The following is a 14,712-nucleotide window of genomic DNA, read 5'->3' on the forward strand; positions in this document are numbered from 1 at the left end:
GACCTCCGGCAGCCGCCGCGAGGCGCCGTACGGCCGTTTGCGCCCGCCGGAACGGGCGACCGGGAGGACCCGGCTCAGACCGCGGCGTGCCGCGGCTCGTGGAGCAACGACGCGCCCTCGACGGACGGCATCGGCTCCGGGTGCGCGATCAGGTCGTCGGCCACCTCGGTAGCCCATGCCCGGACCGCACCCATGTCGCGATGATCACCCTCGCGCGCCCGAGCGCCTGCGATGGCGGCTCGCTCCGTGAACGTGAGCAACGAGCGGTCCAACCGCCCCCGGAAGCTCCTGTGACCGCGGGCCTGGAGCTGGTCCCGCAGTGCGAGGAGCTCGTGCGGCGAGTTCGCCGACGCGGCGGGCTGCACAGCCAGACCCGAGGAGAACAGCCACACCGGGCGCTTCCGCAGCTCCTGGGTCTGGCGGTCGGCGAGGTCGCGCGCCGACGGCATCCAGTGCGCCAGGTAGACCGCGGACCCCAGCACGACCGCGTCGATCCCGTCCAGCGTCGCGACGTCCTCCGGCGCGCGCGTCTCCACGTCGAGACCGCAGTCGGCGAGGACCTCGGCGATCACCTCGCCGATCTCCCACGTCGCGCCATGGCGGGACGCGACCGTAACCAGGACCCTCATCAACCCTCCCCGGGATGCGCTGCGCTTCGTGGCGAGGTGATCCATCGTCTCCTGCGGTGCCCCGCCGTGCGATGGGCCGGAGGTCCCGCGATGGGCGGCCTCACGGCCGCTCGGGCGGGGTCGTGGCGGCGCCGTGCCGCAGCCGGTCCAGCAGCACCCTGAGGGCTGCCAGCTCGTCGGCGTCCAGGGTGCCGCCCAGGAGTCGCTCGATCGACCGCACGTGCCGGCGTCCCACCGCACGCTGCACCTTCAGGCCCTCGTCCGTGAGGTGCACGCCGACCCCTCGTCCGTCGCCCGGCACGGGACGACGCTCGACGAGCCCGGCAGCCACGAGCCTGTCGACGAGGCGGGACAGGCTGGGCTGGCTGAGCAGCGACGCCTCCTGGAGGTCGCGCTGCCGCAACGTGAGGCCCGGCGCCCCCGAGAGCGCGAAGAGGACGTCGTACTCACGGAGCGAGACCTCGTCCCAGATGTCGTCGTCCTGGAGCCGACGGAGAACGGTCACCTGCGTGCGGAACAGCGACTCCCAGGCGTCGGCGACCTCGCGGGTCGTCGCCCGCCGCCCTGCGCGCTCCATCGTCGTCGCCGCTCCCGTCCGCTCCGTGCCACCGCCCACACCCACACCCACACGGGCACCGTCGCAGGCGTACCGGCGCCACGGGCGAGACCACGGAGAGGCCCGCGGCGTCCCATTGTGCCCGCTGGCTACAGTGACCGGATGAGCACGATCCCGGCCGCCGGTCCGACGACGTACCTGCTGGTCGACGGCGAGAACATCGACGCCACGCTCGGTTCGTCGATCCTCGGTGGCCGGCCCAGCCCGGACCAGCGACCGAGGTGGGAGCGCGTCCTGGCGTTCGCCGAGCAGCGCTGGGGTCAGCACGTGCGCGGCCTGTTCTTCCTCAACGCCTCCAGCGGCTCGCTGCCGATGTCGTTCGTGCAGGCGCTGCTGGCCATCGGCTTCCAGCCGATCCCGCTGGCGGGCGACGCCACCGAGAAGGTGGTCGACATCGGCATCAAGCGGATGCTCGACGCGATCGCGGAGCACGGTGGCGACGTCATGCTCGCCAGCCACGACGGCGACTTCGCGCCCGAGGTGCAGCGGCTCGTGGAGGGTGACCGCCGGGTCGGCCTGCTCGCCTTCCGCGAGTTCACCAGCACGGCGCTGGCCTCGTTGACCGCCAAGGGCCTGCAGACGTTCGACCTCGAGCTCGACGTCGCCGCCTTCAACGTGCAGCTGCCGCGCCTGCGGATCATCCCGCTCGACGAGTTCGACCCCACCCGCTACCTCTGACCGGTCGGTCGGCGCACCGGACGGGGACGCTCGCTCGGAGCGGGCGCCGGGCGAGCGCGTGGCGCACTGGCTGCCGTGACGCGCGCGCGGCACAGTGTGGACCGTGCCCGAGGTGACGGTCGCGCTGCTGCGCGCGGTGAACGTCGGCGGCCGGACGGTCCGCAGCGCCGACCTGCGCGCCGCCGCCGCCGAGCTCGGTCATCAGCGGGTGGCGACCTACGCCGCCAGCGGCAACGCGGTGCTGGTCCCGTCGTCCGACTCGAGTCCTGAGACGATCGGCCCGCGCCTGTCGCGGGCCCTGGGCCGGCTGTGCGGCTTCGCCGTGCCCGTGCTGACCAGGAGCGGGACGCAGTGGGACCGGCTGGTCGCGGACGTGCCGTTCACCGACCACGCCGCCGACGACCCCTCCCGGCTGACGGTCGTCTGCTGGGAGGGCACGCCGGACGAGGAGAGCGTCGGGACGTTCGACGCCGCCCGGTACGGCGAGGAGCAGGTCGCCTGGCACGGCGACGAGACGTACGTCTACTACCCGCACGGCATCGGACGGTCCCGGCTGACGCTGGACGTCCTCTCGCGTGCGGCCGGCCGGGTGGGCACCGCGCGCAACTGGCGCACCGTCCTGGCGCTGCAGTCGCTGGTGGACGAGCGTCGCTGACCTGCCGTCGGACGGGTCGAAGGACGGCGCTAGCGTGGGCCTCATGGCGACGCTCTTCACCCGGATCATCGACGGCGAGCTCCCCGGGCGGTTCGTCTGGGCGGACGACCAGGCCGTCGCCTTCGCGACCATCGCGCCGATCACGGACGGCCACGTCCTCGTCGTGCCACGTGCGGAGTACCCCGAGCTGACCGCCGCCCCGGACGACGCGCTGGCGCACCTCATCGCCGTGGCGAAGACCATCGGGCTCGCGCAGCAGGCGGTGTGGGGCGCTCCGCGGGCAGCCGTCCTGGTCGCCGGGTTCGAGGTGCCGCACCTGCACCTCCACGTGCTGCCGGCGTGGGACGAGCGCAGCCTCACGTTCGCCAACGCGCGGACGGACGTGCCCCCGCAGCAGCTCGACGCCTCGGCCGAGGCGCTCCGGGCAGGTCTGCGCACCGCGGGCCACGGCGCTCACGTGCCGGCTGCGCTCGGTTCGCCCGCGCTGGCACAGGCCGGTCGGGTGCCTCGCTAGCGCCCGATGCCCTCCGGGACGGGTCGGCCCCTCGCCGGACGCCGCGGAACGTGCCGGGGACGCAGCGGCGGGCTCGCGGTGCCGGCGCCGTCGGAGATGCCCCGCACCGCCTCTGCCAGGGTGGCCGCCGCGTCGTGCCCCGCCTGCCACCCGAGCTCGCGACGAGCCCGCCCGGTGTCCAGGACCGGCGCCGCGAACGCCATGTCCAGCCAGCCTGGACCGACGGGCACCAGGCGCAGGTGCCAGCCGGCCGCGACCGCTGCCCGTGCGGCGGTCCGGGAGACCTCGACCACACGGTCGGCGCCGACCAGCGGTGCGACGTCCTCCGCGTGCAGCAGCCCGGGCGCCGCCACGTTGAACGGCCCGCTCACCCTGCGGACCACGGCCTCGCGGTAGGCCGCGGCGACGTCGTCGGCGTGCACCACCTGCAGGCGCAGGCCGACCGGCCACGGCAGCACCGGCACGTGGCCCAGTGCACGCTCGGGCAGGAACGGCCCGAAGAAGTACCGGCCGATCTCGCGGCCGGACGCCCGCTGGAAGATCAGCGCGGGCCGCAGCCGGGCGACCGACAGGCTGGGCAGCCGCTGCACGGCCTCGTCCAGCATCCGCTCCACCGCCGCCTTGTCCACGCTGTACGAGGACGACCGCACGCCGTCGGTCGGCCAGTCCTCCGCACGCGGCTCGTCACCCTCGGCGGGCGAGTAGGCGCCGACGGACGACGCCACCACCAGCTGCGGGACCCCGGCGCGCCGCACGGCCTCCAGCACGCGACGCGTCCCGACGACGTTGGTGGCGCGCAGCCGCGCGCGGTCGTGGCTGGGCTGGATCGCCCAGGCCAGGTGGACGACGGCATCGGCCCCGGTGACGACGTCGGTGAGCCGGCGCACGACCGGCTCGTCCGGCCCGGGCGCCCCGAGGTCCACCCCCTGCCACGAGGCGATGTCGTACGGCGCGGGCGGGACCCGGTCAGGGACACGCCGCGCGACGCCCACGACGGAGGTGACGGTGGCATCCGTCGCGAGGCGGCGCAGCAGCGCCGTGCCGACGTTGCCGCTGGCCCCGAGGATGACGACCCTCATGAGCGCTGCCGATCGCCGACCGTGTCCACGCCGCTCCTCCCGGGCCCCGTCCGTCGCGGGCGCCTGCGGACCACGGTGGCACCGGCGGCTCCGCGTCGCATCCGGGCCGGCCACCACCAGGTGTGCCGACGCGTTCGGGACCGACACGACCGACCGCAGACGCTGTGACGCCCCGTCTCCAGCTGTGGAGACGGGGCGTCCACGGGAGGCGTCTCGCCGGCACGAGACGTGGCGCGCTCCTGCACCCTGACGGGCGGTCCGGCTCTCGCCGCGACCCTCGACCCTCGAGCAGGGCCGGCACCCGCTCCCGGCCCGTCTCCTTTCTAGCACCACCTCTGACATCGCGCATAGGGAACGTCCGCCTCGGACCAAGAGACCTTCACGCTCGCAGCGAACGGCACGGTCCTCGGCACGAGGACGGAGCGGTGCAGCACCCGGCATCGACAGAACGGTGACGGTCGGGTCACGATCAGGTCAACCGCGTCACACCGAAGGCCCTGCGGTCGTTAGCGTCTCGCCATGCGTTCGTCGACGCCACTGACCTGGCACTCCATCCTCGGCCGCACGCGATGGCACCGGCGGCGGCGCGCGGGCGGCGTCGTGGTGGCGGCGCTGGTGGTGGGGCTCGTCGGGCTGGCCGGTGGGTGCTCCGCCGACCAGCGCTCCGCGTCGAGCTCCCAGCCGAACAGCGCCGCGCAGGGCGACGCGAACAAGGCGCAGGCCGGTGGCGGCGCCGCCGCGCCCGCGGCGGGTTCGAACGCGGCCTCGGGCGTCGACCGGCAGGTGGTGCAGACGGGTGAGCTGCACCTCACGGTGACGGACCCCGTCGGCACGGTCACGCGGGTGCTCGCCGTCGTCGACCAGGCCGGGGGCCGGGTCGACGCGCACGAGGAGACGGGTCGAGGGCCGGGGACCGCCGGCAGCGCCACGCTCACCGTGCGCGTCCCGGCGGCACAGCTCGAGAAGACCGTGCAGACGCTGCGCGGCCTCGGGGACGTCACCTCCTTCACGCTGCAGGCGACCGACGTCACGGGGACCGCCGAGGACCTGGATGCCCGTATCGATGCGGCGCGGTTGTCCGTCGCCCGCATGCAGGACCTGATGTCGAAGGCCACGACCACGGCCGACCTGATCTCCACCGAGCAGGCGTTGTCGGAGCGTCAGGCAGCCCTCGAGCAGCTCCAGGGTCAGCGCGCGGTGCTGGCCGACCAGGTGGCGCTGTCGACGCTGCGGGTGGTGCTCACGTCCCCCGGGGAGGCACCAGCGCCGAGGATCCAGCTGCACAGCTTCGCCGACGGATGGTCCGCGGGTCTCAAGGCGCTCGGCGCCGTCGCCCGCGGCGCCCTCGTCGCACTCGGAGTGGTGGGCCCGTGGCTCCTCGTGGCCGCACTGGTGGCCGCGGCCGCGATCGCCGTCCGACGTGCGCTGCGTCGGCGCCGCGGAGGAACCACGGCACCGCCTCGTCCGGGCCCGCCCGGGGCGCCCTGGGGTCCCGGGGGTCCGACGAGTCCCGGTGGACCGGCTGTCCCGGCAGTCCCTGCGGCAGCGGTGGCCGGGCCGGCACCCGTGCCCGCGGCGCGTCCGACGGCGCCTGCCCCGGGAGCTCCCGGGGCCGCGCCCCCGCCGCAGGCTCGGCCGGGACAGCCGGTCCAGTAGGAGAGCCTGGACGCTGGGGTCTCAGATGCCGAGACGATCGTCGACCTCGCACAGGCCCGTGGCGCCGTCCGCAGCCTAAGGTCCCACTGGCTGCTGGCCATCCCGTCGTAACGTCCAGGCAAAGCAAGTGCCGGGCCGGGGCTTCCTCCCGGACCGCCTCGCAGCCCCGGCGCCGTGGCGGCAGCCGCCGCCGACCCGCCGGTGCCCCTTTTCGAAGAAGGAGCTGCCGTGAGCGTCACCACGTCCGCATCCCTGGCCGACGTCGCCCTGCCCGAGGGCGTCCGCGCCGCCCTCGAGGCGAGCCCGCGCCTGATCGTGCCGGAGAGCCGTGCCGAGCTCTACGAGCTGGCACTCGGCCCGGCAGGAGGCCCCAGCTTCACGGTGGAGTACGAGGTGGACGGGGCGCCCTACCCGGAGGCCACGGTCACCCGCTGCCGCAACGGCATCGCGGTCAACTACCTCGAGGACTACATGCGTCGGCGCGACCCCGACTGCATGCGCATCGCGGACGACCTGCCCACGGACAAGCCGCGCTACCGCGACGTCTTCGGCGAGGCGTTCGCGCCGGTGAAGGCCGACACCCTCGAGTGGCTCGGCACGCAGGAGCTCGTCGTCGTCCCGTTCAAGGCCGGCGGCCCGGTGTACGGGTACCCGTCCGTGGCGATCGTCCCGGCCAACGCGGCCTTCTTCGCGCTGGTGCTGGTCGACTTGCAGGGCTGGGTGACCTTCGACGAGATCGGGCCGTTCACACCCCGGTCGATCCTGTACGTCGCACCGCCGTTCCGGCACACGCAGTTCGGCGGCCGCCAGGTGGTGGTGCACGACCGCACCGACACGCTGCACGAGGTGTTCGCCTACAACCTGTACCCGGGGCCGAGCGCCAAGAAGGGCGTGTTCTCGGTGCTGCTGGACATCGGCCAGCACGAGGAGTGGATCACCGCCCACGCCTCGTCGGTGAAGGTGACCACGCCGTACGAGAACGAGACCGTGATCATGCACGAGGGCGCCTCGGGCGGCGGCAAGTCCGAGATGTGCCAGGAGATCCGGCGCGAGGACGACGGCCGCATCCTGGTGGGCACCAACGTCGTACGGAACGAGCCGTACCACATCACCCTCGGCGAGACGAGCGCCCTCGCGCCCGTGACGGACGACATGACACTGTGCCACCCGTCGATCCAGAAGGGTGACCACCGGCTGGTCGTCGCGGACGCCGAGGCCGGCTGGTTCGTCCGCGTCGACAACATGACCAGCTACGGCGAGGACCCGGCGTTCGAGCGTGCCGTGATCGAGCCCCAGGAGCCGCTGGTGTTCCTGTCGATCGACGGTGTGGCCGACGCGACCGCGCTGCCGTGGGAGCACACCCTCGACTCGAACGGCAAGCGGTGCCCCAACCCCCGCGTGGTGATCCCCCGCCAGTTCGTCAAGAACGTGGTCAGCGAGCCCAAGAGCGTGGACGTGCGGACGTTCGGCGTCCGGATGCCGCTGTGCACGCGCGAGGCGCCCACCTACGGGGTGATGGGGATGATGCACATCGTCCCGCCGTCGCTCGCCTGGGTGTGGCGGCTGATCGCGCCGCGCGGCGACAAGAACCCGTCGATCGGCGAGAGCGCCAAGGAGAAGTCGGCGATCTCGCACGGCGGGATGGTGGCCGAGGGCGTCGGGTCGTACTGGCCGTTCTCGACGGGGACCAAGGTGGGCTCGGCGAACCTGCTGCTCAAGCAGATCGTCGAGATGGACCACACACGGTACGTGCTGACGCCCAACCAGCACATCGGCGCCTACAAGGTCGGCTTCGCGGCCGAGTGGCTCACGCGTGAGTACCTCGCCCGCCGCGGTGGCGGTCGCATCGGCAAGGACCAGCTGGAGCCGGCGCGCTGCGCGCTGTTCGGCTACCGGCCCCGCGAGATCAAGATCGACGGTCAGCAGATCCGGCCGACGCTGCTCACGCCGGAGTCCCAGTCGCAGGTGGGCGTCGAGGCGTACGACGCCGGGGCGGCCATCCTCACCGGCTTCTTCAAGTCGGAGCTGGAGCAGTTCGCCACGGACGAGCTGGACCCGCTCGGCCGCCGGATCATCGACCTGGTGCTCAACGACGCCTCGGTCGCGGAGTACGAGGCCCTGACACCGCTGTACATCTGAGCTGCCGCACGCACGACGCGCGGTGGGACCGCGGACGGCCGCGCCCCCACAGGGGTGCGGCCGTCCGTCGCGTGCAGGTGCCCGGCGACGCGCCGGAGGGTGGTCCCGGGCCCTGTCGGTGGTCCGACCTACCGTGGCGAGCATGGCAACGAGCACCGTGGACACCGTCCGGTCCGCGCCCGGCCCCGCGCTCACCGTCGCGACGGCACCGGACGCGGGTGCCGTCGACCAGCTGCTGGTGGGCACCGGGTACGTGATCGAGGTGGAGCGCTGGCCCGACGAGCGCCCCGCCGGTCTGTTCCCGGACGACGACCCCGAGTTCCGGGACGCGACGGACGAGGGACTGCTGCGCTGCTACGAGGTCACGCTCGCCACGGCCTCCGGTGCGGAGCTGGCTCGCACGCTCGTCTGGTCCGCCGCCGGGGTGGTCTGCGGTCCGTACACCTCGTGCACCGCGCTGGGCGAAGCCCTCGGCGAGGAGGTCGCGCACGTGCTCGGACGTGCGCTGACGTCCGCCTGAGCGCAGGTCCGCGACCTGCACGAAGCCCTGGGCCGTAGGTCACGCCCGCTCGCAGCGCCCCGCTCCTAGCGTGGAGAACGACAGCAACGACGCTCTCCCTGGGATCGGACCGTGCGCACACTTCTGGATACCCGCACCCACCTCCACACCCCCACCGCTCCGCCCTCCGGGAGCCCCGATCCAGGCAGTCGCAGGCGGCGTCGACCGCTGCTCGGGCTCGCCGTCGGCGCACTGGTAGCGACGTCGCTGGCCGGCTGCGCCTCGTCGGGCAGCGCCGCCGCCGGTCACGGTGGTGAGGCGAGCCTCCGGCTGCCGGACCTGTCCGCTGTCACCATCGCCGGCGGCTTCTCCGGCCGGGTGCTGCTGGTCGCCGGTCTGCTCGTCTGCCTGCTCGGGCTGGCCTTCGGGCTCGTCGCGTTCCTGCAGCTGCGCAAGCTTCCTGTGCACGTGAGCATGCGGGACATCTCCGAGCTGATCTACTCGACCTGCCAGGCGTACCTGCTGCGCCAGGGACGGTTCCTGCTCACGCTCTGGGTGTTCATCGCGGCGGTCATCGTCGTGTACTACCGCGCACTCGTCGGCTTCACGTGGGGCCGCGTCGCGGTGATCATCGGGTTCAGCCTGCTCGGCATGGGCGGCTCGTACGCGGTGGCGTGGTTCGGGATCCGGGTGAACACGTTCGCCAACTCGCGGACCGCGTTCGCGGCGCTGGACGGCAAGCCGCTGCCGGTGCACCGCATCCCGATGAAGTCCGGCATGAGCATCGGCATGGTGCTGATCAGCCTCGAGCTGCTGATGATGCTGGTCATCCTGCTGTTCCTGCCGGCGGACATCGCCGGTGCCTGCTTCATCGGCTTCGCCATCGGTGAGTCGCTCGGCGCCTCCGCGCTGCGCATCGCGGGCGGCATCTTCACCAAGATCGCCGACATCGGCTCCGACCTGATGAAGATCGTCTTCAAGATCAAGGAGGACGACGCCCGCAACCCCGGCGTGATCGCGGACTGCACCGGTGACAACGCGGGCGACTCCGTCGGCCCGTCGGCCGACGGCTTCGAGACCTACGGCGTCACGGGCGTGGCCCTGGTGACGTTCATCCTGCTCGGCGTCGCCGACACCAAGGTCCAGGCGACGCTGCTGGTGTGGATCTTCGCCGTCCGGGCCGTGATGCTCGTCGCCTCGGCCGTCTCGTACCTGGTCAACGACGCGCTGGTGCGGGCGCGCTACCGCGACGCCATCCGGATGGACTTCGAGAAGCCCCTGACGTCGCTCGTGTGGCTCACCTCGGCGGTCAGCATCGTCCTGACCTTCGTCACCACGTGGTTCGTGCTCGGCGACCTGCAGGGACCTGGCGCCGGCGCCTGGTGGAAGCTGGCGACGATCATCTCCTGCGGCACCCTGGCCGGCGCGCTGATCCCCGAGCTGGTCAAGGTGTTCACCTCGACGTCCAGCCGCCACGTGCGCGAGGTGGTGAAGAGCTCCCGCGAGGGCGGTCCGTCGCTGAACATCCTGTCCGGCCTGGTGGCCGGCAACTTCTCCGGCTACTGGCTCGGCATGGCGATCGTCGCCCTGATGAGCGGCGCCTACCTGATCAGCGGGCAGGGCCTCAGCGCCCTCATGACCGCCCCTGCGGTGTTCGCCTTCGGCCTCGTGGCGTTCGGCTTCCTCGGCATGGGTCCGGTGACCATCGCGGTCGACTCCTACGGCCCCGTGACGGACAACGCGCAGAGCGTCTACGAGCTGTCCCTGATCGAAGAGGTCGAGAACGTCGACGCGGAGCTGGCCGCCGACTTCGGCATCGAGCCGAAGTGGGACAGCGCCAAGCAGATGCTGGAGGAGAACGACGGCGCCGGGAACACGTTCAAGGCGACCGCCAAGCCGGTGCTGATTGGCACGGCCGTCGTCGGCGCCACCACCATGATCTTCTCGATCATCATGGCGCTGACCGGCGGCCTGACGAAGGACGTGCAGAACCTGTCCCTGCTGCACCCGCCGTTCCTGCTCGGCCTGATCGCCGGCGGTGCGGTCATCTACTGGTTCACCGGCGCGTCCATCCAGGCCGTGACGACGGGTGCCTACCGGGCGGTCGAGTTCATCAAGAACACGATCCGGCTGGACGGCAGCACGCGTGCCAGCGTGTCCGACTCCCGCAAGGTCGTCGACATCTGCACCCAGTACGCCCAGCAGGGCATGCTCAACATGTTCCTGGCCGTCTTCTTCGTCACCCTCGCGTTCGCCTTCGTGGAGCCGTACTTCTTCATCGGCTACCTGATCTCGATCGCGATCTTCGGGCTGTACCAGGCGATCTTCATGGCCAACGCCGGTGGGGCCTGGGACAACGCCAAGAAGGTCGTCGAGGTCGACCTGCACGCCAAGGGCACCGCGCTGCACGACGCGACGATCGTCGGCGACACCGTCGGCGACCCGTACAAGGACACCTCCTCAGTGGCCCTCAACCCCGTCATCAAGTTCACGACGCTGTTCGGCCTGCTGGCCGTCGAGCTGGGTGTGAGCCTGACCGGGGACGGCAACGGCACGCTGGTGCGCATCCTCGCCGGGGTCTTCTTCCTGGTTTCGGCGTTCTTCGTGCACCGCTCGTTCTACGGGATGCGGATCCGGGCGTCGCTCGACGACGAGCAGCCTGCGGAACCGTCGGCACCGCGCGGCTCTGACGACCGGCCCGAGGCGCGGGACCTGCCGAGCACCACGCGGCCCGCACCGGCGCCGGTGGAGGCACCCGTCGCAGCGGCAGACGGTCAGCAGCTGGTCACCCCGGCCGGCAGTCCGGACGACGCCGCGCTCGCTCACGTCGGTGCGACCGAGACGGCAGGAGGCGACGCACGATGATCACCAAGGTCGCCATCAAGCACGACGCGGCGCTGGTGGACGGCAGCGGCCACGTCGTCGGGCACGACGCGGGCTCCACGCTGGTACGGCGGCTGCTGCGGGTGTTCCCCGGCTCCGAGCTGATCGGACCGGGACCGCGCAGGTGCGCCGGCTTCGACCTGATCCCGCTGGAGTTCGTCGACCCGGTCACCACCGTGGTGATCAGCATGGACGTGCTCGACTCGGTGGACGTGTGGCGGACGCTGCGCCCCGCGGGTGCCGAGCCACGGCTGATGAACTTCCTCTGGTGGCCGACCACCACGTACCCGCACCCGGTGGAGCAGGCCGCGCTGGCGCTGTCCTGCGCGCTCTTCCCCACGTTCGCCAACTCCGAGCGGACGGCGAACGAGGCGCGCGAGGTGGTGTCCCGGTGGACGGTCCAGCCGCTCGCCGAGAAGGCCCGGCTGGCATGGGTCAACCTCGGCTTCCGTCTGGAGCACGTCCGTCCTCGCCACGAGCCTCCGGTGCCGCTGGTGCTGTACCCGGCCATCTACGTCTCGGAGCGCAAGCAGCCACGGCTGTTCCTCGAGGTGGTCGAGCGCGTGCGCGAGCGCACGCCGATCCGCGTCGAGGCCCGGCTGCACGAGTCGCACCTGGTGTCCGAGCTGGCGATGCGCATGTCGGCGCGCGAGTGGATGTGGGTGGGGCCCCTGACGGCCACCCGCGACGGGTACTGGGACGCGCTGTCCCGCACCACGGCGTTCCTCGCGACGGCCACCGAGGAGTCCTACGGCCTGGAGTACGTCGAGGCGCTCGCCGCCGGCGCGGTCGGCATCTTCCCCGACCTGCCGTGGGCGCACGCGCTGCTGCCCAGCGGCTACCCGCTGTTCTACCGCTCCCCCGCCGAGGCGGAGGAGCAGCTCTACCGGGCCGTGACCGACCCGGCGGGGTGCTGGCGGGACATCGACGCCTCGGCGGGCGGCAGCCTGGCGCGGTGGCTGCGCGACCAGCACAGCGACGACCTGTTCGAGAAGGCGATCACCGATCGCGTCCACGAGTGGTTCGGCGTGGGCGCGGCGGTCTGACGGCTGCACGGCAGGGGGCGGTGGGGCCCACGACGGCCCCACCGCCCCCTATCATCGTCACGCGCCGGCCGGCCCCGTGGCCGGTACCCCGAGGAGCGTCGTGACCGATCTCGCGCCACGGGTCCGCCGTGCGCTGCTCGGCCGGCCCTGGTGGGCACAGGCGCTGCTGGTCTACCTGCTCACCCGGATGTTCACCACGGGCGTGCTGCTGATCGCCTGGGAGCAGCAGGGCTTCGGTCCGCCCCACTCCTGGCGGGTGCTGGCGCAGCCGCCGTTCGACCTGTACCTCAGCCGGTGGTGGGACGGCTGGTGGTACCACCAGGTGGCGACCACCGGGTACCCGCACACGCTCCCGCTGGACTTCCGCGGCCGGGTGGACAAGAACACGTGGGCCTTCTTCCCGCTGTACCCGATGCTGGTGCGCGGCCTGATGACGTTGACGGGCGGCAGCTGGGACCTGCTGGCACCGTTGCTGTCGCTGGTCCTCGGCTGTGCGGCTGCCGTCGTCGTGCACCGTCTGGTGACCGAGGGCGCTCCCCGGGCCGTCGCAGCGCGCCCAGGCCTGCCCGTGCTGACCGTCGCCGCCATCGGCCTCTACCCGGCGGCCACCGTGCTGCAGGCGGGCTACACCGAGTCCCTGGCGCTGCTGCTGGTGGCGGGGAGCCTGCTGCTGGTGCTGCGGCGGCAGTACCTGTGGGCCGCCCTCCCGGTCGCCGCGCTGGGCTTCACCCGAGCGGTGGCGCTGCCGATGGCGGTGGTGGTGCTGGTGCACGCGTGGCTGCGCTGGCGCGAGCAGCGCGAGGGGCGCGACCGGCTCGGCGTGCACGAGCTGGTGCGGATCGGCGTGCTGCTGGCCGTCGCGGCGGTCTCGGGGCTCGCCTGGCCGGCGATCTGCGGCTGGGTGACCGGCATCCCGGATGCGTACCTGCTGACCCAGAAGGCCTGGCGGGTGGGGCGTGGGGCCTACCCCTTCGCCGGTTGGGCGCGGCTGGGGATCATGCCGTGGCCCGTGGCGGTGGGGATCGTCCTCATCGTGCTGGGGATGTTCGCCCTGCTGGCGAGCCGCTCGGCGCGGCGGCTCGGTGCGGAGCTGTACGTCTGGAGCGCCGCGTACCTGGTCTACATCCTGTCCGTCGGCGACATCATCTTCAGCCTGGTCCGGTTCTTCCTGCTGGCGTTCCCGTTCGGCGTGGTCGCCCTCGGCGTCGAGACCGGGGACGGTCCACGCGCACGGCGCTGGCCGGTGGTGCTGCTGGGCATCTCCGCGGTGCTGCAGGTCGCCTGGATCTGGACGGTGTGGAAGTACACGCCGCACGAGTTCTCCATCGGCGCTCCCTGACGTCCGCGGCCGGCCTCACGGCACGCCCGGGCGGTACGACGAGCGGGCGCGAGAACCGGATACGCCGGCCGGGCACGACGAGGGGGCGCGACCGGGTACGGCCGCGCCCCCTCGCCCGCCGGTCAGCGCACCGCGCGCTTGACCACCGTGAGGAAGTCCTCGAGCTGGGCGGTCCAGTCGTCGACGACGAGGACCGGGCCGAACTTGGCCAGCTTGCCCGCGTCCGTCCCGCCGGTGGTGACCGCCACGAAGGCGAAGCCACCCGCGTTCGCGGCCACGCCGTCGCCCTCGGTGTCACCGACCAGCACCCCGTTGTGCACCGCACGAGCGGCCGCCCACGCGAGCGCCGCCCGGTCCGGGTAGATGGCGCCGAAGAACGAGTGACCCCAGTCGAACAGACCGAGGTCGTAGCCCGCGCTGGTCAGCTTCACGCGGGTGCGCTGCTTGGAGTTGCCCGTGATCAGCGCGTTGGTCCAGCCGTTGCCGTGCACGGCCGCGAGCGCCTCCTGGACACCCGGCACCGGGTCGCACGCGTTCGCGGGCTGGGCGTACCAGGCCTCCGACAGCTCGACGAAGCGGCGCGTCAGAGGGCCCGCGACCGTGTCCGGCTGGCCCGCGCCCCGGCGCATCTCGTCGAGGATCTGCCAGTCGACCTTGCCGTGCCGCTCCGGGACCGTGACGTCCGTCAGACCGGTGACGTCGCGCAGCGCCTGGGCGAACACGCTCTCGCCGCCCTCGGGGCTGTTGTCCAGCAGCAGGGTCCCGTCCAGGTCCCAGAGCACGATCATCGTCATCGAACCTCTTCCTCTGTCCACGCGCCGGCGGCAGCCGGTCGCGACCGATCACCTGCAGGCCCGGAGGTCAGACCGGAGTGCAGACCACTCCCCATCCGACCACCGGAGCGTGCCGCCGGACCGGGACCATGGCCGCATCTTCGACGGCCCCCGGCTCGCGGACGGCTGCCCCCGCGCCGGCTGGC

13 protein-coding genes are annotated in these 14,712 nt (G+C 72.6%); 9 read left to right on the forward strand and 4 right to left on the reverse strand.

The window, feature by feature from the left end; translation table 11 throughout:
- Positions 1-74 precede the first annotated feature (74 nt).
- Both N0B34_RS01130 and N0B34_RS01135 read right to left on the reverse strand, forming a co-directional pair.
- Positions 75-629, reverse strand: coding sequence for a flavodoxin domain-containing protein (locus tag N0B34_RS01130; RefSeq protein WP_263729348.1), 555 nt, complete (start codon positions 627-629; stop codon positions 75-77).
- A 100-nt stretch (positions 630-729) separates the two neighbouring features.
- Positions 730-1,257 (reverse strand): MarR family winged helix-turn-helix transcriptional regulator, encoded by a 528-nt coding sequence (locus tag N0B34_RS01135; protein ID WP_318529950.1) that lies wholly within the window; start codon positions 1,255-1,257, stop codon positions 730-732.
- A gap of 90 nt (positions 1,258-1,347) precedes the next feature.
- Here N0B34_RS01135 and N0B34_RS01140 point away from each other — a divergent pair, with 90 nt between their 5' ends.
- From N0B34_RS01140 to N0B34_RS01150, 3 genes are all read left to right on the forward strand, one after another.
- On the forward strand, positions 1,348-1,923 hold the full coding sequence (locus N0B34_RS01140) for an NYN domain-containing protein (RefSeq protein ID WP_263729349.1): 576 nt from the start codon (positions 1,348-1,350) through the stop codon (positions 1,921-1,923).
- Between the two features lie 103 nt (positions 1,924-2,026).
- The gene (locus tag N0B34_RS01145; protein ID WP_263729350.1) at positions 2,027-2,578 is read left to right on the forward strand and encodes a DUF1697 domain-containing protein; all 552 of its coding nucleotides are present in this window, start codon (positions 2,027-2,029) and stop codon (positions 2,576-2,578) included.
- Between the two features lie 43 nt (positions 2,579-2,621).
- Positions 2,622-3,092, forward strand: a complete 471-nt coding sequence (locus N0B34_RS01150; RefSeq protein WP_263729351.1) for an HIT family protein — start codon at positions 2,622-2,624, stop codon at positions 3,090-3,092.
- Here N0B34_RS01150 and N0B34_RS01155 read toward each other — a convergent pair.
- Positions 3,089-4,171, reverse strand: coding sequence for an NAD-dependent epimerase/dehydratase family protein (locus N0B34_RS01155; protein ID WP_263729352.1), 1,083 nt, complete (start codon positions 4,169-4,171; stop codon positions 3,089-3,091). The two genes, N0B34_RS01150 and N0B34_RS01155, sit on opposite strands and share 4 nt — an antisense overlap.
- Positions 4,172-4,690: 519 nt before the next feature.
- On the opposite strand from N0B34_RS01155, the gene N0B34_RS01160 reads away from it, so the two are divergent.
- From N0B34_RS01160 to N0B34_RS01185, 6 genes are all read left to right on the forward strand, one after another.
- The gene (locus tag N0B34_RS01160; protein WP_263729353.1) at positions 4,691-5,827 is read left to right on the forward strand and encodes a DUF4349 domain-containing protein; all 1,137 of its coding nucleotides are present in this window, start codon (positions 4,691-4,693) and stop codon (positions 5,825-5,827) included.
- Between the two features lie 228 nt (positions 5,828-6,055).
- Positions 6,056-7,966, forward strand: a complete 1,911-nt coding sequence (locus tag N0B34_RS01165) for a DUF4914 family protein (RefSeq protein ID WP_263729354.1) — start codon at positions 6,056-6,058, stop codon at positions 7,964-7,966.
- A gap of 142 nt (positions 7,967-8,108) precedes the next feature.
- Complete coding sequence (locus N0B34_RS01170) at positions 8,109-8,486, forward strand: hypothetical protein (protein WP_263729355.1); 378 nt, start codon at positions 8,109-8,111, stop codon at positions 8,484-8,486.
- A 111-nt stretch (positions 8,487-8,597) separates the two neighbouring features.
- Positions 8,598-11,330, forward strand: a complete 2,733-nt coding sequence (locus N0B34_RS01175; RefSeq protein ID WP_263729356.1) for a sodium-translocating pyrophosphatase — start codon at positions 8,598-8,600, stop codon at positions 11,328-11,330.
- Positions 11,327-12,394, forward strand: a complete 1,068-nt coding sequence (locus tag N0B34_RS01180) for a glycosyltransferase family 1 protein (RefSeq protein ID WP_263729357.1) — start codon at positions 11,327-11,329, stop codon at positions 12,392-12,394. Before N0B34_RS01175 ends, N0B34_RS01180 begins: the two co-directional genes overlap by 4 nt.
- Positions 12,395-12,494: 100 nt before the next feature.
- On the forward strand, positions 12,495-13,733 hold the full coding sequence (locus tag N0B34_RS01185; RefSeq protein WP_263729358.1) for a hypothetical protein: 1,239 nt from the start codon (positions 12,495-12,497) through the stop codon (positions 13,731-13,733).
- 122 nt (positions 13,734-13,855) lie between these two features.
- Here N0B34_RS01185 and N0B34_RS01190 read toward each other — a convergent pair whose 3' ends face one another.
- Complete coding sequence (locus tag N0B34_RS01190; protein ID WP_263729359.1) at positions 13,856-14,527, reverse strand: HAD family hydrolase; 672 nt, start codon at positions 14,525-14,527, stop codon at positions 13,856-13,858.
- Positions 14,528-14,712 lie beyond the last annotated feature (185 nt).

The organism is Cellulomonas sp. SG140 (genome assembly GCF_025770785.1).
Lineage (GTDB): Bacteria > Actinomycetota > Actinomycetes > Actinomycetales > Cellulomonadaceae > Cellulomonas.

Coding starts and splice junctions, on each gene's coding strand:
- N0B34_RS01150 (WP_263729351.1), top strand. CDS start 2,622: ATGGCGACGCTCTTCACCCGGATCATCGACGGCGAGCTCCCCGGGCGG.
- N0B34_RS01130 (WP_263729348.1), bottom strand. CDS start 629: ATGAGGGTCCTGGTTACGGTCGCGTCCCGCCATGGCGCGACGTGGGAG.
- N0B34_RS01190 (WP_263729359.1), bottom strand. CDS start 14,527: ATGACGATGATCGTGCTCTGGGACCTGGACGGGACCCTGCTGCTGGAC.
- N0B34_RS01180 (WP_263729357.1), top strand. CDS start 11,327: ATGATCACCAAGGTCGCCATCAAGCACGACGCGGCGCTGGTGGACGGC.
- N0B34_RS01160 (WP_263729353.1), top strand. CDS start 4,691: ATGCGTTCGTCGACGCCACTGACCTGGCACTCCATCCTCGGCCGCACG.
- N0B34_RS01170 (WP_263729355.1), top strand. CDS start 8,109: ATGGCAACGAGCACCGTGGACACCGTCCGGTCCGCGCCCGGCCCCGCG.
- N0B34_RS01155 (WP_263729352.1), bottom strand. CDS start 4,171: ATGAGGGTCGTCATCCTCGGGGCCAGCGGCAACGTCGGCACGGCGCTG.
- N0B34_RS01140 (WP_263729349.1), top strand. CDS start 1,348: ATGAGCACGATCCCGGCCGCCGGTCCGACGACGTACCTGCTGGTCGAC.